The sequence below is a fragment of the Acidovorax sp. FG60 genome (assembly GCF_057808995.1).
Genome location: NZ_JBMDJC010000006.1, coordinates 255,254 through 276,784 on the forward strand (window position 1 = coordinate 255,254; position 21,531 = coordinate 276,784).

The 21,531-nt window shown below is 65.6% G+C and carries 16 protein-coding genes; 10 read left to right on the plus strand and 6 right to left on the minus strand.

The annotated features are described in order from the left end of the window. Positions 1-125: 125 nt before the first annotated feature. Genes ACODS0_RS11645 through ACODS0_RS11655 form a run of 3 tightly spaced genes read right to left on the minus strand, consistent with a single transcriptional unit; the run spans position 126 to position 4,041 of the window. Positions 126-2,495, minus strand: coding sequence for a putative bifunctional diguanylate cyclase/phosphodiesterase (locus ACODS0_RS11645; protein ID WP_488835050.1), 2,370 nt, complete (start codon positions 2,493-2,495; stop codon positions 126-128). Next, the gene (locus ACODS0_RS11650) at positions 2,492-3,148 is read right to left on the minus strand and encodes a methylamine utilization protein (RefSeq protein WP_199731314.1); all 657 of its coding nucleotides are present in this window, start codon (positions 3,146-3,148) and stop codon (positions 2,492-2,494) included. Before ACODS0_RS11650 ends, ACODS0_RS11645 begins: the two co-directional genes overlap by 4 nt. Beyond that, complete coding sequence (locus tag ACODS0_RS11655) at positions 3,145-4,041, minus strand: DUF4394 domain-containing protein (RefSeq protein WP_121507712.1); 897 nt, start codon at positions 4,039-4,041, stop codon at positions 3,145-3,147. The genes ACODS0_RS11650 and ACODS0_RS11655 overlap by 4 nt, the downstream gene beginning before the upstream one ends. A 396-nt stretch (positions 4,042-4,437) precedes the next feature. Here ACODS0_RS11655 and ACODS0_RS11660 point away from each other — a divergent pair, with 396 nt between their 5' ends. Continuing rightward, a complete protein-coding gene (locus tag ACODS0_RS11660) occupies positions 4,438-6,150 on the plus strand; it encodes a methyl-accepting chemotaxis protein (RefSeq protein ID WP_228897511.1) in 1,713 nt (570 codons plus the stop codon). 89 nt (positions 6,151-6,239) lie between these two features. On the opposite strand, the gene ACODS0_RS11665 is transcribed toward ACODS0_RS11660, so the two are convergent. Beyond that, complete coding sequence (locus tag ACODS0_RS11665; protein WP_199727044.1) at positions 6,240-6,953, minus strand: Crp/Fnr family transcriptional regulator; 714 nt, start codon at positions 6,951-6,953, stop codon at positions 6,240-6,242. 178 nt (positions 6,954-7,131) lie between these two features. On the opposite strand from ACODS0_RS11665, the gene ACODS0_RS11670 reads away from it, so the two are divergent. Further along, a complete protein-coding gene (locus tag ACODS0_RS11670) occupies positions 7,132-8,310 on the plus strand; it encodes an ABC transporter substrate-binding protein (RefSeq protein ID WP_121422124.1) in 1,179 nt (392 codons plus the stop codon). A 185-nt stretch (positions 8,311-8,495) separates the two neighbouring features. Here the strand turns inward: ACODS0_RS11670 and ACODS0_RS11675 are convergent, their stop codons facing one another. After that, entirely contained in the window at positions 8,496-9,326 is an 831-nt protein-coding gene (locus ACODS0_RS11675) for a general secretion pathway protein GspB (RefSeq protein WP_488835053.1), read from the minus strand. Between the two features lie 2 nt (positions 9,327-9,328). Next, on the minus strand, positions 9,329-11,101 hold the full coding sequence (locus ACODS0_RS11680; protein ID WP_488835054.1) for an ExeA family protein: 1,773 nt from the start codon (positions 11,099-11,101) through the stop codon (positions 9,329-9,331). 243 nt (positions 11,102-11,344) lie between these two features. Between ACODS0_RS11680 and ACODS0_RS11685 the strand changes: the two genes are divergently transcribed. The 8 genes from ACODS0_RS11685 (at position 11,345) to ACODS0_RS11720 (ending at position 21,452) form a co-directional block, all read left to right on the plus strand. Then, complete coding sequence (locus ACODS0_RS11685; RefSeq protein ID WP_121507718.1) at positions 11,345-13,291, plus strand: AMP-dependent synthetase/ligase; 1,947 nt, start codon at positions 11,345-11,347, stop codon at positions 13,289-13,291. 38 nt (positions 13,292-13,329) lie between these two features. Then, complete coding sequence (locus ACODS0_RS11690; RefSeq protein ID WP_055400027.1) at positions 13,330-14,115, plus strand: ABC transporter ATP-binding protein; 786 nt, start codon at positions 13,330-13,332, stop codon at positions 14,113-14,115. 15 nt (positions 14,116-14,130) lie between these two features. Next, on the plus strand, positions 14,131-15,060 hold the full coding sequence (locus tag ACODS0_RS11695) for a branched-chain amino acid ABC transporter permease (RefSeq protein ID WP_055400015.1): 930 nt from the start codon (positions 14,131-14,133) through the stop codon (positions 15,058-15,060). A 28-nt stretch (positions 15,061-15,088) separates the two neighbouring features. Next, positions 15,089-16,165 carry a branched-chain amino acid ABC transporter permease gene (locus ACODS0_RS11700; protein WP_055400013.1) on the plus strand — a complete coding sequence of 359 codons (1,077 nt, stop codon included), beginning with the start codon at positions 15,089-15,091 and terminating at the stop codon, positions 16,163-16,165. Between the two features lie 52 nt (positions 16,166-16,217). Then, a complete protein-coding gene (locus tag ACODS0_RS11705; protein ID WP_055400011.1) occupies positions 16,218-17,546 on the plus strand; it encodes an ABC transporter substrate-binding protein in 1,329 nt (442 codons plus the stop codon). Between the two features lie 221 nt (positions 17,547-17,767). Further along, positions 17,768-18,580: an ABC transporter ATP-binding protein gene (locus tag ACODS0_RS11710; protein WP_055400025.1), complete on the plus strand. Its 813-nt coding sequence runs from the start codon at positions 17,768-17,770 to the stop codon at positions 18,578-18,580. A 225-nt stretch (positions 18,581-18,805) separates the two neighbouring features. After that, positions 18,806-20,053 carry a phenylacetate--CoA ligase family protein gene (locus ACODS0_RS11715; RefSeq protein ID WP_436130381.1) on the plus strand — a complete coding sequence of 416 codons (1,248 nt, stop codon included), beginning with the start codon at positions 18,806-18,808 and terminating at the stop codon, positions 20,051-20,053. 412 nt (positions 20,054-20,465) lie between these two features. Next, positions 20,466-21,452: a tripartite tricarboxylate transporter substrate-binding protein gene (locus ACODS0_RS11720; RefSeq protein ID WP_055400007.1), complete on the plus strand. Its 987-nt coding sequence runs from the start codon at positions 20,466-20,468 to the stop codon at positions 21,450-21,452. The last annotated feature ends 79 nt before the right edge of the window (positions 21,453-21,531 follow it).

Genomic DNA, 21,531 nt, shown 5'->3' on the forward strand with positions numbered 1-21,531 from the left:
GTGCGCTGGCACTTGCAGCAGGCGCAGGGGCAGCAGCGGGGCCGGCAGGCGGGCGGGAACAGGAAGGAGGAGACATTGCGCGTATTTTCGCCTGCGGGGCCTGGCAGACCAAGAACTAAAGAAACTTACCCCTGGCGCACCTGATGCGCCTGCCCCTCTTGCCAGGCCAGGAAATCATCGACCGGCAGTGGTCGTGCAATGTGATAGCCCTGCGCCTCATCGCACGCCAAGGTGCGCAAGCGCTCCAGAATGGCGGCGGTTTCCACCCCCTCGGCCACCACGGTGAGCCCCAGGTTGTGCGCCAGATCGATGGTCGAGCGCACGATCATCGCGTCGTCCTCGCCCGTCTCCATGCCCATCACAAACGACTTGTCGATCTTGAGCTCATGGACCGGCAGGCGCTTGAGGTAGGCCAGCGAGGAATAGCCGGTGCCGAAGTCGTCAATCGACAGCTTGAAGCCCTGCTCCGACAGCCGGTTGAGCATGGCCTCGGCGCGCTGGGGGTCGTCCATGATGGCGCTTTCGGTGATCTCCAGGCAGAAGGCACTGGCCGGCACGCCATGGCGCACCAGAATGTCGGCAAGGCGGGTGCTGAGTTCCGGGTCGAGCAGATCGCGTGTGGACAGGTTGACCGACACCCGCAGCGCCAGGCCCTGGGTGCGCGGGTCGGCCAGCAGGCGCGCCACCTCTTCGAACATCCACAGCGTGAGCTGCCGCACGAACCCCGTCTGTTCGGCAAACGGAATGAACTGCATGGGCGGCACCAGGCCGCGCTGCGGGTGCTGCCAGCGCACCAGGGCCTCGGCAGCCCGGCCGGGCTGCCCGTGCAGCGGCACCTTGGGCTGCAGGTACAGGCGCAGCTCGTGGTGCTCCACCGCGTGGCGCAGCTCGGTCAGCAGCGACAGGGTCTGCGCGCTGGCCGAATCAAATGAGGCGTCGTACTGCTGTGCCCCGCTGAGCCTTCGCTTGGCGGCATACATGGCGATCTCGGAGCGGCTCAGCAGCGTGTCGGCATCGTCGGCATCGCCAGGCCAGCAGGCAATGCCAATGCCAGCGCTCAGGTCCACCGTCTGGTCCTCGAAGGCCAGCGGCTCTTCGAACGATTGGGTGATGCGCAACGCCGTGGCATGGGCGGTGGCCGCATCGGCGCCCCGCAGCAGCACGGCGAATTCGTTGCCGCCCAGGCGGGCGACCATGTTGTCGGGCGATGGCACCTGCTGGCGCAGCCGTTCGGCCACCGCCTGCAGCAGGCGGTCACCAAAGGAATAGCCGAGCACGTCGTTCACGTGTTTGAAGCGGTCCAGGTCGAGCGTGAGCACGGCCAGCGGGTGCGAGGGCACCGCACCGCCGGTGTTGCGTGCAATGGCAAGCACCACCGCCTCGCGAAAGCGCTCCCGGTTGGGCAGGCCCGTGAGGCGATCCCAATAGGCCAGGCGGCGGACCTCGGTTTGCTGCGCAGCAATGTCCCTGCGCATGTGATCGAACGAACGTGCGAGGTTGCCAATCTCGTCGCTGCGGTCGGTGTGTTCCAGCGGCACATCGTATTCACCGCGCGACAGCCGCTGCGTGGCGGCCAGCAGCGAGCGCAGCGGCGTGGTCAGGCGTTGTGCGACCAGCCCCGTGCCCACCGCAAACAGCATCACCCCCGCCACGGTGATGATGGCCAGCAGCACCTGCAGCTGCCGGTAGGGGGCGAGCACTTCCTCCACCGACCGCAGCAGCAGCGCCTGCACCTCGCCCCCCACGCTGTCCAGGCGAATGGCCCTCGCCAGCAGGATGCCCTCGGGCGTCTGCAGCTCGCCAGAGGGCACACCCTCGCGCTGCAGCAGCGCCAGCGAGCCGGGCGGCAGCGTGCTGACGGGCACCTTGGCCCTGCCGTCCTCGCCCTTCACGACCAGCGCCACGTGCACCGCCAGCAGCTGCCGCATCTCATCGGCCAGCGGCTGGTTGACCGGGAACCCCATCAGTACCCAGCCAATGACCACCGGTGCGCGCAGCGGCACCATCACGAACTGGTAGGGCACGCCGCCCATCACCGCGATCTGGCTGCCCTGCGGCTGGGCGGCCAGCGGCGGCACCAGCGCGCGCAAGGTGGCCGGAAACGCCTCCATGTTGCCCGCCAGGCTGACCGCGCGCAGTTCCAGGTCGGTGCCCAGCAGCGCGGTGACCGCCGCGCCAATGCGGTTGCCGTGGTTTTCGAGCACCGACTGGATGGTCTCCTCGTCGCCCGAATTCACGGCCGAGCGAAAACCGTAGTCGGCGGCCAGCAAGGCCGAACCCTGGCGCAGCTTGTCGGCGTTCTGCTCCAACAGACGGCGCCAGACGTTTTCATCCAAGTCCAGGGCCTGGGCAATCTGCGCACGGGCATTGCGCTCGATGGTGGCGCGCACCACGGCAAAACCTGCAGCCTGCACGATGAGCAGCAGCAGCAACGTGAGCCCAATCAGCCGCAAGATCAGGCTGCGCCCCAGTTCGCACAGCTTCTTCCGGTTCAAGGCTGCAGCCCTGCCAAACGCACCGATGCCGCCGCAGCACCCGTGGCGGGCACCGTGAGCGCCTGCTCCTGCGCGGGCGCGCCCACGGGCAACCGCGTGTGCCAGGTGCGCAAGGTGTAGGTGCCGGGCGGCACGTTGTCGATCTGCGCCCGGCCCGGTGCGGCAGGTGTGCGGGCGTAGTACGGGGTGTCCACCACCACAATCCAGCCGACCATCTGGTCGTGGATATTGCAGCCCAGCACGGCCACCCCAGGGCGGTCGAACAGCACAGGGTTGGAAGGCGTGCCTGTATAGAGCTTGAGTTCGAACTTCTTGGCCGGAGAGAACGAATAGACGTGGTGGCGCACCGAATCATGGTTGGGGAACCGCACCTCGGTGCCTACGGGCACCACGAGGACGCCGGGCACAAACTGCCGCTTTTCCTGCGCCATCTCCGCACCGGACAGCGGCTTGACCGCCTTGCGGGCATCGGCGGATTCGAGAAACACCACGGCGTCTGGCAGCGGCCTGCCCGCCGCATCCAGCACCTCCACCTGCACTGTGGCAGCCTGGGCAGCGGTGGGCAGGCCTGCCAGACACGCCACAAACACCACAACCACGCCGGTCAGCGCAGACAAAGCCCTGGTGCGCTGGGCATGGCAGCTGGTGGTCATGGTTCGATGGCCATGCCCAGCAGGGGGGCGCCTTCACCCACGGTGCCCAGCGGCCGGGTGGCCCCTGTGCGCAGGTCTACGAGGTGCAGCCGCGTGTGGCTGTCTACCGAAGTGCGCACCGCAATCAGCGCGGTATTGCCGACGTCCGAAATATCGAACGCCACGTCGGTGAGCCGTGGCAGCCCCAGCGACCCCACGGTGCGCAGCTGGCCGGTGTTGGGCGACACCACAGGCGTGGTGCCTTCGCGTGAGCCCTGCATCACCAGCACGCCGAGGGTCCGGTCGATGGCGTAGTTGGTGGTGATCTTGCTGTCCTGGGCGTTGTAGGTATAGGCGGCGCCTGCGATGTCGGGATTGCGGCCGGCGTGGGTGTCGCTCCACGCATAGCGCAGGGCCGGGTCGGGTTGCACACCCTCGACGGCCGGGTCGCCATCCACGGCAGCCCCGGTGTCGGGGTGCAGGCGCAGGTTCTGGCCCGTGTTCGACACCACACGGATCCGGTCGGCCGCAGGGTTGAAATCGAAGCCGAAGGCCGTGCCCCGCAAGCCCAGGACCGCTGGTGCAGGCCCCACGGGGCGCAGCGCGCCAGTGGGAATGTCGAGCGTGTACAGGCGGCCCGCCTGAGAGAGTGCATAGAGCACGCCACGCGCCACCCGAAAGTCGATACCCACCAGCCGCTCACCTGTGGGCAGACCCGTGACGGGGCGCCGCTCCAGGATGCGGTCTGGCTGGCCGGCGTGGAAGGTGATGAGTTCGTGCGAGGCCGTGATCGCAACGACCAGTTCGCGCTGGCTGGATTCTGGCGCGGGTGCGGTGGCGCAACCCGCCAGCGCGGCGCCTACCAGCGCTGCAGCAGCCATATGGCGCACCAAGGGGAAGGAAAGAGCTTTCATCGTGGGGCCTCGCATCTGTAACGGATTTATACCTGATGGGCCACTCCCGCGTGGCCACAGAGCAATCCAAGGAAAGTGGATTGCTATATTTTGTATAGCATTTGATGCCTTAAATACAGGCGTAAACACCAGTTCTATCTGCAATCTTGCGAAGCAACAATACCGCCATACGCTTTCACAAATGGCAAAAAACTGCCCGCCAATTTGTAACAACGAGCCCATGCACATTGGGCATACCACTATCCGCAAGCGTCATGACACATTTTGTAATTTGTGCCTACACTGCCTTGAACCCGGACGCAGACCAAGGCCATTCAGCAGGTGGCTGACACGGGCACCCTTATTGCTTCGTTCTCCCCACACGATTCATTGTCCCCAGAGACTCCAAGGAACACCATGCAGGCCGCAACGTCACTCAAATCCCTGTCGATTTCCAGCCGGCTGAGCCTGGGCTTTGGCTGCATGCTGGTGCTGCTGGTGGCGGTGGCCGCCGTGGGCCAGCTCTCGGTGGGCAAGGTGCACGAGCAGATGCGCCAGATCACGGGCATCGGCGCCAACAAGGCCAAGCTGGTCAATGGCATGCTGGAGAGTGTGAGCGCCATAGGCATTCAGAGCCGGTCGGCGGCCATGCTCAACGACATCGACCCCAAACAGGCCCGCGAACAGATTGATGCTGTGGCCAAGACGCTCAAGCTGTATGCGACCCAGGAAGCCGCGCTGGCGGAGTTGCTGACCCCCGCCAACGCCACCCCCACCGAGATCAAACTGCTGGGCGAAGTGCAGGCCCTGGGCAAGAAGACCCGCCCCGAACTGGACACAGCCATCAAGGCCGCCGACGACGGCGATACCGTGAGCGCCACCCTGGCGCTGATGACCCGCGTGGCCCCCGCCGAAACCGCCTGGCGCACCAAACTGGGCGAACTCATCGACCTGCAAAACACGCTGAATGCCGAAGCCACTGCATCGGCCGAGCACACGCAGAGCCAGGCCCGCGTGGTGGGCGGGCTGCTGGTGCTGCTGGCCATTGGGTTGGGCGCGCTGATTGCCTGGCGCATCACCACCAGCATCACGGCCCCCATTGGCCGCGCCGTGGTGGTGGCCGAACGCATTGCGCGCGGCGACCTCACCTCGCAGGTCGAAGTGCGCATCCACGACGAAACCGGCCGCCTGCTCGAAGCCATCGCCGCCATGCAGGAACGCCTGCGCACCCTGGTGGGTGAGATTGGCCAGACGGCAGATTCCATCCTGGTCGCCAGCTCGGAAGTGGCCTCGGGCAACCTGGACCTGAGCCAGCGCACCGAACAAACCTCGCACAACCTGCAAAGCGCGGCCAGCTCGCTGGTGGACCTGACCGGTACGGTGTCGCAGAGCGCCGACTCGGCCCGCCAGGCCAACCAGCTCGCGTCCACCGCATCGGATGCCGCCACGCGCGGCGGCGAGGTGGTGTCGCAGGTGGTGCGCACCATGGACACCATCAGCGCCAGCTCGCGCAAGATCGCCGACATCATCAGCGTGATCGACGGCATTGCGTTCCAGACCAACATCCTCGCGCTGAATGCGGCAGTCGAAGCAGCCCGTGCAGGCGAACAAGGCCGGGGCTTTGCCGTGGTGGCCGGCGAGGTGCGCAACCTGGCGGGCCGCTCGGCCAATGCCGCGCGCGAGATCAAGGCGCTGATCGGTACCAGCGTAGACCAGGTGCAGGAAGGCAGCACCCTGGTGAACCACGCCGGCAAGACCATTGAAGAACTGGTGCTTTCGGTGCGCCGTGTGTCGGACATCATGGGCGAGATCACCGCCGCCACACAGGAGCAAAGCCAGCGTATTGGCCACGTGAGCCACTCGGTGGGTGCGCTGGAAGAAATGACCCAGCAGAACGCGGCGCTGGTGGAAGAAGGCGCCGCCGCCGCCGACAGCCTCAAAGACCAGGCCGGGCGCCTCACACAAATGGTGGGCACCTTCCGCCTCACGCGCGACGGCGGCGATGACAACAGCTGGGGGGCAGGCAGCCCCTCAGCATCGCCAATGGCTGTGCCCGCCCCAGCCCGCACCACCGGCAGCCGCCCCCTGTCCTCGCCACCTTCCCGCCCCCGCGCCCTGCCGCGCAGCTAACCGGACTTTGAAACCGGCGCGCCCCACGCCAGGGACGCCCAGCAAGGGCCGCCCCGCAGCGAGGGCGTCGCCCCCAGGCGCCGATCGCCTCAGGGGGGAAACACGCTCGACCGCAGCGCAGCAAGGTCCAGCACACGCAGGCCGCCATACTCCACACGGATGGCGCCCTGCGCTTCCAACGCGGCCAGCGCCTCGTTCACGCGCTGGCGCGACAGACCCACCAGATAGGCCAGCTCCTGCTGCGTGATGCGCAGCACCTCGCCCACGCCCGGGTACAGCACCGGGTTGAACAGCGACGCCAGGCTGCGGGCCACACGCACATCGGGGTTGTTCAGGCGGTCGATCTCGCGCGCGGCGATGAACTGGCCCAGGCGCTCGTTGAGCTGGTTCATCACAAAGCGGTTGAAGCCGATGGAGTGGTCCAGCAGCCAGTGAAAGCTGTCAATCGGCAACCCCGCCACCACACTCTTGCGCAGCGCCTGGATGTTGTAGCGGTAGGGCTCGCGCTTGATGGTGGTGCCCTCGCCAAACCAGCCGCCCGGCGGCAGGCCCGCGTACGTCATGGTCTGGCCCTGGGCGTTGTCCGTGCTCATCTTGAGCAGCCCCTCGACCACACCAAACCAGTAGGTCACCGGGCGCCCCACGCGGCACACATAGTCGCCCGCCTTGGCATCCCCCACCAGCAACGAGGCCACAGCGCGCTCGCGCTCGGCGGGCAGCAGCAGTCGCAGCCAGGGAATGCCGTCCAACTCATCCGCCGTGGGCGGCCGACGACGCTGGTGCAAAGACAGATCCTGGTTCATGCGTGAGTCCATGGCGCGAAGGTTCTCATGAAAAAGGGCAGTCTGCCGCGATGGGGAAGTGCGGGAATACCACGATCCCAATTGTCGCCAGACCGACAAAAAAATGCCAATCGTGATTGGATGATGTCGCCTCCCCCGGCCGCCGCTGCGCAGGCCCGGGCCTTTTGAGGAGACACACATGCCCGCCGACCTGCCCCCGACCACCGCCCGCCCACCGTCCCACATCGCCCGGCGCCAGTTGCTGGCTGCCGCGACCGCCACCATCAGCCTGCCCTGGCTGGGCCTGGGCAGCGCCCGCGCACAGGAAGGGACCATCCGTATTGCACAGTCCACCGCCCTCACCGGCCCGCTGGGCGATCTCGGTTCGGCCATGCACCAGGGTGCCAAGGCGGCGTTTGCGGGCATCAATGCACGGGGTGGCATCCACGGCAAGACCATTGAACTGGTCACACAGGACGACACCTACGATGTGCCCAAGGCGCTGGCCAATGTGGAGCAGTTCCTGGCAGACCCTGGGTACTTTGCGCTGTTCAACTGCATGGGCACCCCCATGATCGACGCCATGCTGCCCAAGGTGATCGAGAGCGGCATTCCGTTTTTTGCACCCTTCACCGGCGCGCAGCTGAGCCGCACCAAGGCTCGCAGTGTTTTCAACATCCGCGCCAGCTACGCCGACGAGGCCGAAAAGCTGGTGCAACACCTGTCTACCATCGGCATCCAGCGCATCGGCATCGTCTACCAGAACAACGCGTTCGGCAAAGAGATCTTTACCGCCGCCAAACAGTCGATGGACCGCCTCAAGCTGCCCGAGGCGCTGACGGTGACGGTCGAAAACAACGCGTCGGATGCCGGCGCCGCAGCCACCAAACTGGCAAGCGGCAACCTCGAAGCCATCGTGATCGGCCTGGCAGGCAAGCCCACGCTGGAATTCGTGAAGGCGTTTCGCGCCATTAAGCGCGGCGTGACGCTGTATGCACTGTCGGTGATGGGCACCCCCGCTACGGTGAAGGCCCTGGGCGCAGATGCCACGGGCATGGCCATCTCGCAGGTCGTGCCCCTGCCCTCCAACGTGGTCATGCCGGTGGTGCGCGACTTCCAGGCCGCCTGGAAGGCCTCGGGCGCCGCGGCCGAGCCCTCGCACCTGGCGCTGGAGGGCTACATCAACGCCCGCGTCTTTGCCGAGGCCCTGCAGCGCGCGGGCCGCAACCCCACACGAGCCGCTTTCATCGACGCCACCTGGAACCTCAAGAAGTGGGACCTGGGTGGCTTCGAGATCAACGCCAGCACCCCCGACCGCAATGCATCGCGGTTTGTGGAGCTGACGCTGGTGGGGCGCGACGGCAGGTTTATCCGGTGATCCCCGGGGTTGCTGCGCCGCCCCCACCCGGACGCTGGTGGGCCGGTGACGCCGACTCCACCGTAGCTCTCGCTTTGCGTGGAGCCAGGTGTTGAAAGCACAGCGCCTCACAAAACAACTATCAAATAGATAGCTATTAGCGCTTACAGGATAAGCGCTAGAGGCTGTTTTAACTGATTTTTTTACTACTGCGCCGCCACACCATACCGGTAGCCCTTGAACGACCAGACAGTACGCCCAGGCTCGATCTTTTCCAGCACCAGGCCGGGTGCCGCCTGGTCGCCTTCGTGCAGCACCTGTCCGTTGACGATGGCCATGCGGTAGGCCGGATTGTTCGAATGGGTGGCGCCCGTCACCTTGAGCGCAGGCAACTGCGTGCGCAAGGCCTCGGGCAGGTCTCCCTGCGCAAACACGGGGCTGGCGGGCGGTGGTGCCACTCCGGCGTCTGGTGACGGCCGTGGCGCAGGCGCTGCGGGGGCCTGGGGGGCGGGCGCAGCTGCCGGGCTGCGCGGGCGCACGGGCTGCTCGGCTGCGGGGGCGCGGGCCGCCGCAGGAGCCGCCACCACCACGGAGGCCACGGGCCGCTCACGTTCACGCGGGGGTGGCTGAGGTGCTGCGCTGCGTTTGTCAGCCGGGCGCTTGTCGGCGCTGCGGGGCTCAAGCGGTGCCATCGGTGCGGGTGCGGGTGCCGGGGCAGGCTCCGGCGCGGGCACAGGGGGCGGCGGCGGGGTTGGCGCTGCCACGGGGGGCGCCACGGCAGCGGGCGTTGGCACAGCCGGGGCCGCTGCCACCACAACAGCCGGGGCCTGGGGCCGCAGGGCCCACCAGGTGCCGCCGGCCGCCAGCGCAGCGGCTCCGACCACGCCCGCTGCTACAAACCACAGGTTGATCGGCCCGGCCTGACTCGGCATGGAGGAAGCGCCAGAAGTGGGCGCAGCCTGCGTGTGCAGGCCCGGCACGGCGCCCCGGCCGCGTTCGGCATCGGCACGCCGCAGGGCATCAAGGATGTAGGACATGGTTAAGGCGTGTTCCGCAGACGTGGCTCGTTCACGCCGGTGGCGCGGTTGAGCAGCATGAGGGTCAGGGGGCCGGCGCGGCCGTCGGGCGTCACGCCCTGGGCCAGCTGGAACCGGTGGATGCGCGACTGGCGCTGAGCGGGTGTCACCGGCTTGCTGCCGGGTCCCGAGCCACCGGCGGCCTTGCTCGCCAGCCGTTGGTCCAGCCAGGCCGCGCCCGCCGGGGAATCGGTGATCTCGCCCCGGTCGGGCATGCCCACCGGGGCGCGCCACAGCGTGGCCATCTCGCCGCGCCAGACCTGGGCCAGTTCGGCCACGGGCACGCGCAAGCTGCGGCCGCCGCCTTCGAGCGTGGCGTTGTCGCCATCCAGTCCACGCAGCAAGACCGAGACAGGGGCCTCGGCCTCTTCCGACGGGTACAGCGCAAGCAGGACGGGCCGGTCGATCTGGCGCACCAGGTTCAGGCCCGCACGGCGGTTGCGGTAGCAGCGCAAGCCCTCGCGCGGCAGGGTAGTGCAGGCATCCGCGCCCGCAGGCAAAGCCGCCCCCCAGGCCGAGGCCAGCGCCTGCCAGGCCGGCGCATCGGTGGCAGGCTGGGCCTGCATAAATTGGTCCAGCGCAGAAGACGGTGCCGCCGATGACGCCGGTACAGCGGGCGCGGCAGCTACCGGGGCGGAGGCAGCCGCAGCGGATGCGGGCAGCACTGCCGCAGGCGCCGCAGGCGCCGCAGCCGCCGGGGGTTTCGCGCCCAGGCTGGACGCCGCACCCTGCGCCACGGCGGCACCAGGGCCTGTAGTGGCCACCTGCGGGCCGCCACGGTGCGCAGGCCACACCCCCATGCCCCAGCCCGCAGCCGCCACCGCTGCAGCACCCGCCACGGCACCCAGGCCCGCCAGAGCCCAGCGCGGCAATCCAGCCTGCCGGGTGCTGCGCGCTGCAGCGGCCGAGGCCGGCGCATCGAAGACCTCGCGCGCAGCGCGGTTGACGATGGCCCGGTTCACCTGCCGCGCGCCAGCCGCATAGGCACCGAGGAGCGCCCTGTCGCACAGCAGGTTGATGCGCCGGGGCACGCCGTGCGAGAGCGCATGCACACGCCGCAGGGCACCCCGGTCAAACGGCAGCGGCCCGGTGAGCCCGGCCACGGCCAGGCGGTGTGCGATGTACTGCTGTGTCTCCTGCGGGCTCAGTGCGCCCAGGTGAAAACGTGCAATCACGCGCTGGGCCAATTGCTCCATCGACGGCTTGGCCACCATGGCGCGCAGCTCGGGCTGGCCGATGAGGATGATCTGCAGCAGCTTGCGCTCGCTGGTCTCCAGGTTGGTCAACAGCCGCAGCTGCTCCAGCACGTCGGCCGAGAGGTTCTGTGCCTCGTCGATGATGAGCACGGTGTTGCGCCCGGCGGCGTGCGCCGCCAGCAGCGAGGCGTTGAGCGGGTCGATGTAATCCTTGACCGTTTCCACACCACCCGGCACGGTGGGCTTGTGCGGCACCCCGAACTCGTCGCAGATGGAACGCAGCAGCTCACGCACCGTGAGCTTGGGATTAAAGATGTAGGCCACGTTGCAGTGCGACGGGATCTGCTCCAAAAAGCAGCGGCACACGGTGGTCTTGCCCGCCCCCACCTCGCCCGTGAGCAGCACGAAGCCCCCCCCTGCATCCAGTCCATAGAGCAGGTGGGCCAGCGCCTCGCGGTGCCGCTCGCTCATGAACAGGTAGCGGGGGTCGGGGGCGATGGAGAACGGCGGGTGCTGAAGGCCGAAGAACGGGGCGTACATAGCCCGTGAGGATACCGCCCCCCTGTGAAGCGTTCCGCGATACCCCGTCCGCCACCCTCGCCAATCGGCCATTCGCCGTGCGTCAGGGTTTTACCCGAGGAGTAGTTTCCCGTAAATTGTCGTCGGCAAGACAAGATGACGTCAAAGTCAGTCCTAGCATCCATCCCATACACAGATACGCAGCCACAAGGCCGCGCTCCCGGCAGTCACCGGACGGACACCTCTTACTTTCAGGAACCTGCAATGTTGACCACGTTCCCGCAATTGCTGCTCAAGCATGCCGCCGAGCGCCCCACGGCCCCGGCCCTGCGCGAAAAAGAATATGGCATCTGGCAAACCCACAGCTGGGCTGACCTGGTGCGGCTGGTGGAGCAGGTGGCCGCCGGCCTGCACCTGGCCGGGCTGCAGCGCCATGAACACATGGTGGTGATCGGCGCCAACCGCCCCCGCCTCTACGCCACCATGCTGGCCGCGCAGTCACTGGGCGCGATTCCTGTTCCGCTGTACCAGGACGCCGTGGGGGCCGAATGCGTGTTCCCGCTCAACAACGCCGAAGTGCGCTTTTGCCTGGTGGAAGACCAGGAGCAGGTGGACAAGCTGCTGGAGATCCGCGAGCAATGCCCCCAGATTTCGAACATCTACTTTGACGACCCGCGCGGCCTGCGCAACTACGAGGAACAGGGCCTGGCGTCGCTGGACTCGCTGATCGAAGCAGGCAAGGCGCACGTCGCCAAGAACCCCCAGTGGTTCCAGAGCGAGGTCGCCAAGGCCCAGCCCGACGATGTGGCGGCGATGTTCTTCACCTCGGGCACCACGGGCAACCCCAAGGGCGTGGTGCACACCCACAGCACCCTGCTGGACCGCGCCAGCGCAGGTGCCGAGTTCGACAAGCTCACCAGCAGCGAAGAAGTGCTGGCCTACCTGCCCCCGGCCTGGATCGGCCAGAACATCTTCAGCTACGCCCAGTGGCTGGCCTGCGGCTACGTGGTCAACTGCCCCGAGTCGGCCAGCACGGTGACCATCGACCTGAAGGAAGTCGGCCCCACCTACTACTTTGCGCCGCCGCGCATTTTTGAAGGCCTGCTGACCAGCGTGATGATCCGCATGGAAGACGCAGGCACCATCAAGCGCGCCATGTTCCACGCCTGCATGAGCGTGGCCAAGCGGGTGGGCCCCGCCCTCATGGACGGCGAACCCGTGGGCACCCTGGACCGCATCAAGTACGCGCTGGGCAACCTGCTGGTGTACGGCCCGCTGCGCAACAACCTGGGCTTTAGCCGCGTGCGCGTGGCGTACACGGCAGGCGAGGCCATTGGCCCGGATCTGTTCACGTTCTACCGCTCCATCGGCATCAACCTCAAGCAGCTGTATGGCTCCACCGAGACCGCCGTGTTCGTCTGCCTGCAGCCCGACAACCAGGCGCGCGCCGACACGGTGGGCGTGCCGATTCGCGGTGTGGAGATCAAGGTGGCCGACAACGGCGAGATCCTCGTCAAGTCCGCCGGCCTGCTCAAGGAGTACTACAAGAACCCCAAGGCCACGGCCGAGGTGCTCACCGCCGATGGCTGGTACCACACCAGCGACGCAGGATTCCTCGACGCGCACGGCCACCTCAAGATCATTGACCGCGTGAAGGACGTGGGCCGCATCAAGGGCGGCGCCAACGATGGCGCCATGTTTGCGCCCAAGTATGTGGAGAACAAGCTCAAGTTCTTCCCGCACATCAAGGAAGTGGTCGCGCTGGGCGACGGCCGCGAGAAGGTGTGTGTGATGGTCAACATCGATTTCGACGCCGTGGGCAACTGGGCCGAACGCCGCAACCTGCCCTACGCGGGCTACACCGACCTGGCGCAAAAGCCCGAGGTGTACGAGCTGATCCGCGAGTGCATCGAGAAAGTCAACGCCGACCTCGCCACCGACACCATGCTGGCGGGCAGCCAGGTCAGCCGCTTCCTGGTGCTGCACAAGGAGCTGGACGCTGACGACGGCGAACTCACGCGCACCAACAAGGTCCGCCGGGGATTCATTGCCGAAAAGTACGCGGTGCTGGTGGATGCGCTGTACGCAGGCCGCACCGAGCAGTACATCGAGACCCAGGTCAAGTTCGAGGACGGCCGCACAGGCAGCGTGAGCGCCACCCTGAAGCTGTCGGACACCAAGACCTTCGCGCCCGTCAAGGCTGCAGCATGAAACCCGCTCTCTACCCGCCTGAGCAGCAACACCCCACCATGACCAAAAAGAAGATCGGCGACGTCATCCTGGACGTCAAGAACATCAGCCTGCGGTTTGGCGGCGTGAAGGCGCTGACCGACATCTCGTTCAACGTGAAAGAGCACGAGATCCGCGCCATCATCGGCCCCAACGGCGCGGGCAAAAGCTCCATGCTCAACTGCATCAACGGCGTCTACACGCCGCAGGACGGCTCGATCACCTTCCGGGGCAAGACGTTCTCGCACATGAACTCGCGCCAGGTGGCCGAGATGGGCGTGGCGCGCACGTTCCAGAACCTGGCGCTGTTCAAGGGCATGAGCGTGATCGACAACATCATGACCGGCCGCAACCTCAAGATCAAAAGCAACCTGCTGATGCAGGCGCTGCGCATCGGCCCGGCCGAGCGCGAAGAGATCCGCCACCGCGAGTACGTCGAGCACATCATCGACTTCCTGGAAATCCAGGCGTTTCGCAAGACGCCCGTGGGCCAGCTGCCCTACGGCCTGCAAAAGCGTGTGGACCTGGGCCGCGCCCTGGCCATGGAGCCGCAGGTGCTGCTGCTCGACGAGCCCATGGCCGGCATGAACGTGGAAGAAAAGCAGGACATGTGCCGCTTCATCCTCGATGTGAACGACGAGTTCGGCACGACCATCGTGCTCATCGAGCACGACATGGGCGTGGTGATGGACATCAGCGACCGCGTGGTGGTGCTCGACTACGGCAAGAAGATCGGCGACGGCAGCCCCGACGAAGTGCGCAACAACGAAGACGTGATCAGTGCCTATCTGGGCACAAGCCACTGATCGGGAGAACAACTCATGGCATTCTTTTTGGAAACCCTCATCGGCGGCCTCATGGCCGGCATGCTGTATTCGCTGGTGGCGCTGGGCTTTGTGCTGATCTACAAGGCTTCAGGCGTGTTCAACTTCGCGCAGGGCGCGATGGTGCTGTTTGCAGCGCTGGCCATGGCCCGCTTTGCCGAATGGATCCCCAAGTGGACCGGCATCGACAACCCCATCGTGGCCAACCTGGCCGCCTTCGTGATTGCGGGCGCCATCATGTTCGTGGTGGCCTGGCTGATTGAAAAGCTGGTGCTGCGCCACCTGGTCAACCAGGAAGGTGCCACGCTGCTGATGGCCACATTGGGCATCACGTACTTTCTTGAAGGCCTGGGCCAGACGCTGTTTGGTAGCGACATCTACAAAATCGACGTGGGCATGCCCAAGGAGCCCATTTTTGCTTTTGACACGGTGTTCCAGGGCGGCATCCTGATCAACAAGGAAGACGTGATTGCTGCCGCCATTGCCGCTGCGCTGGTGGCCCTGCTGTCGGTGTTCTTTCAGAAAACCTCGACCGGCCGCGCACTGCGCGCCGTGGCCGACGACCACCAGGCGGCCCAATCCATCGGCATCCCTTTGAACCGCATCTGGGTGATCGTGTGGTGCGTGGCAGGTGTGGTGGCCCTGGTGGCCGGGATGATCTGGGGCAGCAAGCTCGGGGTGCAGTTCTCGCTCACCACGGTGGCCCTGCGTGCGCTGCCGGTGGTGATCCTGGGCGGCCTGACTTCGGTACCCGGCGCCATCATCGGCGGCCTGATCATCGGCGTGGGCGAGAAGCTCTCCGAGGTGTACCTGGGCCCGTTCGTGGGCGGGGGCATCGAGATCTGGTTTGCGTATGTGCTGGCGCTGGTGTTCCTCCTGTTCAGACCGCAAGGTTTGTTCGGAGAAAAGATCATCGACCGCGTGTAACCCATAACAACAAGAACAGGAGACTTCCATGCTCTACCGCGAAAACGGCCAGTTCAAGACGAGCTACCGCGCTGACCAGCAGATCTTTCCGATCGCGCAGGACCGCATTGCCATCGGCATCATCCTGGCCATCGCCTTCATCGCTGTGCCCATGCTGGCCAGCGACTACATCTTCCGTGCCATCCTGATCCCCTTCGTCATCATGGCACTGGCGGCCCTGGGGGTGAACATCCTGGTGGGCTACTGCGGCCAGATCTCGCTGGGCTCGGGCGCCTTCATGGCCGTGGGCGCCTACGGGGCCTACAACTTCTTCGTGCGTTTCCCCGGCATGCCGCTGATCCCGGCCCTGATCCTGGGCGGGCTGTGCGCCACGTTCTTCGGCATCCTGTTCGGGCTGCCCAGCCTGCGCGTCAAGGGGCTGTACCTGGCCGTGGCGACGCTGGCCGCGCAGTTCTTCAGCGACTGGATGTTCCTGCGCATCAAGTGGTTCACCAACAACTCCGACTCGGGCTCGGTGTCGGTCACCAACCTGCAGGTGCTGGGCATGCCGATCGAAAGCGCCACCAGCAAGTACATCTTCTGCCTGGCCATCCTGGTGGTGGTGGCCCTGCTGGCCAAGAACCTGGTGCGCGGCGCCATCGGGCGTGAGTGGATGGCCATCCGTGACATGGACGTGGCTGCGGCCGTGATCGGCATCCGCCCCATGTACGCCAAGCTCAGCGCGTTTGCGGTCAGCTCGTTCATCGTGGGCATGGCCGGTGCGCTGTGGGCCTTTGTGCACCTGGGCGCTTGGGAGCCTGCGGCCTTCTCGGTGGAAATTTCGTTCCGCCTGCTGTTCATGGTGATCATCGGCGGGCTCGGCTCGATCATGGGTGGCTTCTTTGGTGCGGCCTTCATCGTGGTGCTGCCCATCGTGCTCAACCAGTTCCTGCCGGCCTTCATGGGGATCTTTGGCATCGAGGTGTCCACCGCCGGTGTCTCGCATGCCGAGCTGATGATCTTCGGAGCTCTGATCGTGTGGTTCCTCATCGTGGAGCCCCATGGCCTGGCCAAGCTGTGGTCCACCGCCAAACAAAAACTCCGCCTCTGGCCCTTCCCCCACTGATCCCCTGCCAGTTTTCCCCGTGCTTCAACACATTCATCCAAAGGAGACATCCATGAAGCTTTCGAAACTCGTGATCGCCGCTGCGGTGGTTGCTGCCGGTGCCTCGTCCGTTGCGACGAGCGCCCTCGCACAAGCCAAGGAGCAGTTCTTCCCGCTGCTGTCCTACCGCACAGGACCCTACGCACCCAACGGTGTGCCATGGGCCAACGGCAAGCAGGACTACATCAAGATGATCAACGCCCGCGACGGCGGCATCAATGGTGTGAAGCTGACTTTTGAAGAATGTGAAACGGGCTACGCCACCGACCGTGGCGTCGAATGCTACGAGCGCCTCAAGAGCCGCCCCGGCGTGTCGCTGTTCGACCCCCAGGCCACCGGCATCACGTTTGCACTGACCGAAAAAGCCCCTGTGGACAAGATTCCGCTGATGACGCTGGGCTACGGCCTGTCGGTGGCGCAGGACGGCCAGGCGTTCAAGTGGAATTTTCCGTTCATGGGCAGCTACTGGACCGGCGCCGACATCCTGATCCAGCACATCGGCAAGGCCAATGGCGGCCTGGACAAGCTCAAGGGCAAGAAGATTGCGCTGGTGTACCACGACAGCCCGTTTGGCAAGGAACCCATCCCGCTGCTGCAAGAGCGCGCCAAGATGCATGGCTTTGAGCTGCAGATGCTGCCCGTGACCGCGCCCGGCGTGGAACAAAAAGCCACCTGGCTGCAAGTGCGCCAGAGCCGCCCTGACTACGTGCTGCTGTGGGGCTGGGGCGTGATGAACTCCACCGCCCTCAAGGAAGCCCAGGCCACGGGCTACCCCCGCGACAAGATGTATGGCGTGTGGTGGGCGGGTGCCGAGCCCGATGTGCGTGACGTGGGCGAAGGCGCCAAGGGCTACAACGCGCTGGCACTGAACACCTCGGGCCAGCAGCCCAAGGTGATCCAGGACATCCTGAAGAACGTGCACGACAAGGGCCAGGGCACGGGTCCCAAGGACGAAGTGGGCTCGGTGCTGTACACGCGCGGCGTGATCATCCAGATGCTGGCCGTCGAATCGGTGCGCCGCGCACAGGAGCGTTTTGGCAAGGGCAAGGTCATGACCGGCGAACAAGTGCGCTGGGGCATGGAAAACCTGGCCCTGGACCAGAAGAAGCTCGATGCGCTGGGCTTTGGCGGCGTGATGCGTCCGCTGTCCACCAGCTGCGCTGACCACATGGGATCCACCTGGGCGCGCGTCCACACCTGGGATGGCAGCAAGTGGAACTTCTCGTCCGACTGGTACCAGGCCGATGAGCAGATCTTGAAGCCCATGGTCAAGGCCGGTGCGGACAAGTACCTGGCCGACAAGAAGATGACGCGCCGCGACGCTGCGGACTGCCAGAGCTAAGCACATCCCCCTGAGCGGCTTTGCCGCTTCCCCCTTCTCTCTTAGCGCTTCGCGCTGCGGGAAGGGGGACGCCACCAGCGCGGCGGGGCGGCACTTGCGCGGTGGCCCTGGCCTGGGCAGCGACCGTTTCAAGGGCCAGTGAAAAGCGGTTGCCTCTTTGGCAGCCGCCAATCCAAAGGGTTGTGCAACAGCTCTTTGGATTGGTACAGGAAGGCAACACCATGGACTCCAACAGCAATATCGTTCTCAACGTCAACGGCATCGAGGTCATCTACAACCACGTGATCCTGGTGCTCAAGGGCGTGTCACTGCAGGTGCCGCAGGGCTCCATCGTGGCCATCCTGGGGGGGAACGGGGCGGGCAAGACGACCACGCTGCGCGCCATCTCCAACCTGCTGCAGGGCGAGCGGGGCGAGGTCACCAAGGGTTCCATCGAGCTGCGCGGCGAGCGCATCGAAAACCTCTCGCCCGCGGACCTGGTGCAGCGTGGCGTGGTGCAGGTGATGGAGGGGCGCCACTGTTTTGCCCACCTGACCATTGAAGAGAACCTGATGACGGGCAGCTACACCCGCACCAGCAAGGCCGAGATCGCAGCCAACCTGGAGAAGGTCTACAACTATTTTCCGCGCCTCAAGACGCGCCGCACCTCGCAGGCCGCCTACACCTCGGGTGGCGAGCAGCAGATGTGCGCCATCGGCCGCGCGCTGATGGCCAACCCCAGCATGGTGTTGCTGGACGAGCCCTCGATGGGCCTGGCGCCGCAGATCGTGGAGGAGGTGTTCAACATCGTGAAGGACCTGAACACCAAAGAAAAGGTCACCTTCCTGCTGGCCGAGCAGAACACCAACATGGCGCTCAAGTATTCCGACTACGGCTACATCATGGAAAGCGGCCGCGTGGTGATGGACGGCGCAGCGAGCGACCTGGCCAACAACGAGGACGTCAAGGAGTTCTACCTGGGCGTGGGCGGCGGCGAGCGCAAGAGTTTCAAGGATGTCAAAAGCTACAAGCGGCGCAAGCGCTGGCTTGCTTAGGGAGCCCCCTGAGGCGCTGACGCGCCATCCCCCTCAGGGGGACGCACCCAGTGGCCTGGCAGAGCCAGTTCCACGGGTGCGCTGGTGGGGCAGCGCGGGCAGCCAGGGCAGTGCTCATTTTCGGACCTCGGACAAATTCACTCTCAATTTCATAGCTGCTTGCGCTTTATGGATAAGCGCTAGAGGCCAATTTCACCTCAAACCACCTCACAAGGAAACCCAGGCATGAGCACGTTTTATGACGCCCTGGAAACGCGCAGCCCCGCAGAGCGCGAAGCAGCGTTGATGGCTGCGCTGCCGCAGCAGATCGCCCATGCCCAGAAGGCATCGCCCGCATTTGCCGGCATCCTGGCTGGCGTGGATGCAACCACCATCACCGGCCGCGCGGCCCTGGCAACGCTGCCCGTCACCCGCAAGTACGAGTTGCTGGAGCGCCAGCAGGCAGGCCGCGCGACCAACGTGTTTGGCGGCTTCAGCGCGCTGGGTTTTGGCGCGGCCATGCCGCGTGTGTTTGCCAGCCCCGGCACCATCTACGAACCCGAAGGCACGCGGCGCGACTACTGGCGCATGGCGCGCGCCATCCACTCCGCAGGCTTTCGGCCCGGTGAGCTGATCCACAACAGCTTCAGCTACCACTTCGTGCCCGCGGGCTCGATGATGGAAACCGGCGCACACGCTCTGGGCTGCACGGTGTTTGCAGGCGGCACGGGGCAGACCGAGCAGCAGGTGCAGGCCATGGCCGAACTGCAACCTGCGGGCTACATCGGCACGCCCAGCTTTCTCAAGATCATTGTCGAAAAAGCCGCCGAGATGGGTGTAACGCTGCCCACGGTGACCAAGGCGCTGGTGTCGGGCGAGGCCTTTCCGCCCTCACTGCGCGAGTGGTTTGCCGAGCGCGGCATCGCGGGCTACCAGTGCTACGCCACGGCCGACCTGGGGCTGATTGCCTACGAAACCTCGGCCCGCGAAGGCTTGGTGCTCGATGAAGGCGTGATCGTCGAGATCGTGCGCCCCGGCACCGGCGACCCGGTGCCCGAGGGCGAGGTGGGCGAGCTGGTGGTGACCACGCTCAACCCCGACTACCCGCTGATCCGCTTTGGCACGGGCGATCTGTCGGCCGTGCTGCCAGGGCAGTGCCCCACGGGCCGCACCAACACCCGCATCAAGGGCTGGATGGGCCGGGCCGACCAGACCACCAAGGTCCGCGGCATGTTCGTGCACCCCGGCCAGGTGGCCACGATTGCACAGCGTTTTCCGCAGGTGCTGCGCGCACGCCTGGTGGTCAGCGGCGAGATGGCCAACGACCAGATGGTGCTGCAGGTGGAAACCGTGGAGACCGCCGAGGGCCTGGCACACCAGCTCTCGGACGCTATCCGCGAAGTGACCAAGCTGCGGGGCGACGTGCAGATGGTGGCCCCTGGCACGCTGCCCAACGATGGCAAGGTGATCGAGGACGCGCGGAGCTATAAGTAGCCTCCGCCATGGCGCCCTGCGGCGCCTAGCCGCAGCTGCCAGGGGCTGCAGCTCCTCTATCCCCAACGGAAACGCCGCCCGTGGCCTGGCAAAGCGTTCCACGGTGGCGCTGGCATCGGATCGTGCCTGTCTCGGTGATGAGGGGCATGGGCGTGCTGTCAATGCGCAAACGTGGGCCCTTCCCGCTCCGCCCAAAGGTTTGCGTCAGCGCAAAAAGTGCCCGCTTTGCGCGGTGGCATGCCGCAGTGTTTACCCTAGCATTGCTCCTTATTTTGTAGCATTCAGCGCTTTATAGACAAGCGCTACAGACGTCTTTTTGTTAAAGACCATGCCCCCTGTGTGCTACGTAATATCCGCAATGTTCCCGCAAACCCCCCTCGCTATCATGGCCCGTCATTCACAGGAGAGACCCATGAAAACAACGCTGAAACTTGCATTGATCGCTGCGGCCGCAGCCACCGCTTTTGGCGCCAGCGCCCAAGACTATCCCGCCAAGGACAAGACCGTCACCATCGTGGTTCCCTTTGCTGCGGGCGGCCCCACCGACCGCGTGGCGCGCGACCTGGCCGAAGCACTGCGCAAGCCCCTGGGTGCTACTGTGGTGGTGGACAACACGGCCGGCGCCGGCAGCTCCATCGGTGCAGCCCGCGTAGCCCGCGCCGCGCCGGACGGCTACACGCTGCTGCTCAACCACATTGGCATGTCCACCATGCCCGCGCTGTACCGCAAGCTGTCGTTCAGCGTGCCCAACGACTTTGAATACCTGGGCATGGTCAACGATGTGCCCATGACGCTGATCGCTCGGCCCACCATGCCTGCGAACAACTTCAAGGAACTCACCGCCTGGATCCAGCAGAACAAGGGCAAGATCAACCTGGGCAATGCCGGCCTGGGCGCAGCGTCGCACCTGTGTGGCCTGATGTTCCAGAGCGCCATGCAGGTGGACATGACACCCGTGCCGTACAAGGGCACGGCCCCCGCCATCACCGACCTGATTGGCGGCCAGATCGACCTGCTGTGCGACCAGACCACCAACACCACGCCACAGATCGAAGGCAAGAAGGTCAAGGCCTACGCCGTGACCACGCCCAAGCGCCTGACCACCCCGGCTCTGAAGGACCTGCCCACCCTGGCGGAGTCGGGCCTGAAGGACTTCAACGTCAGCATCTGGCACGGCCTGTACGCGCCCAAGGGCACGCCAGCTCCCGTCGTGACCAAGATCAACGAAGCCCTCAAGCTTGCACTGAAGGACCCCGAGTTCATCAAGAAACAAGAAGGCCTGGGCGCGGTGGTCGTCACCGACAAGCGCATGGAACCCGCTGAACACAAGAAGTTTGTACAGGCCGAAATCGACAAATGGGGCGCTGTGATCAAGGCTGCAGGCACCTACGCAGACTGATCAAATTTTCCCTTCCAGTCATTGATGGAATAGCCGCCTCGGCCTTGGCCGAGGCGGCTTTTTTGTGCCTGCCATCGAG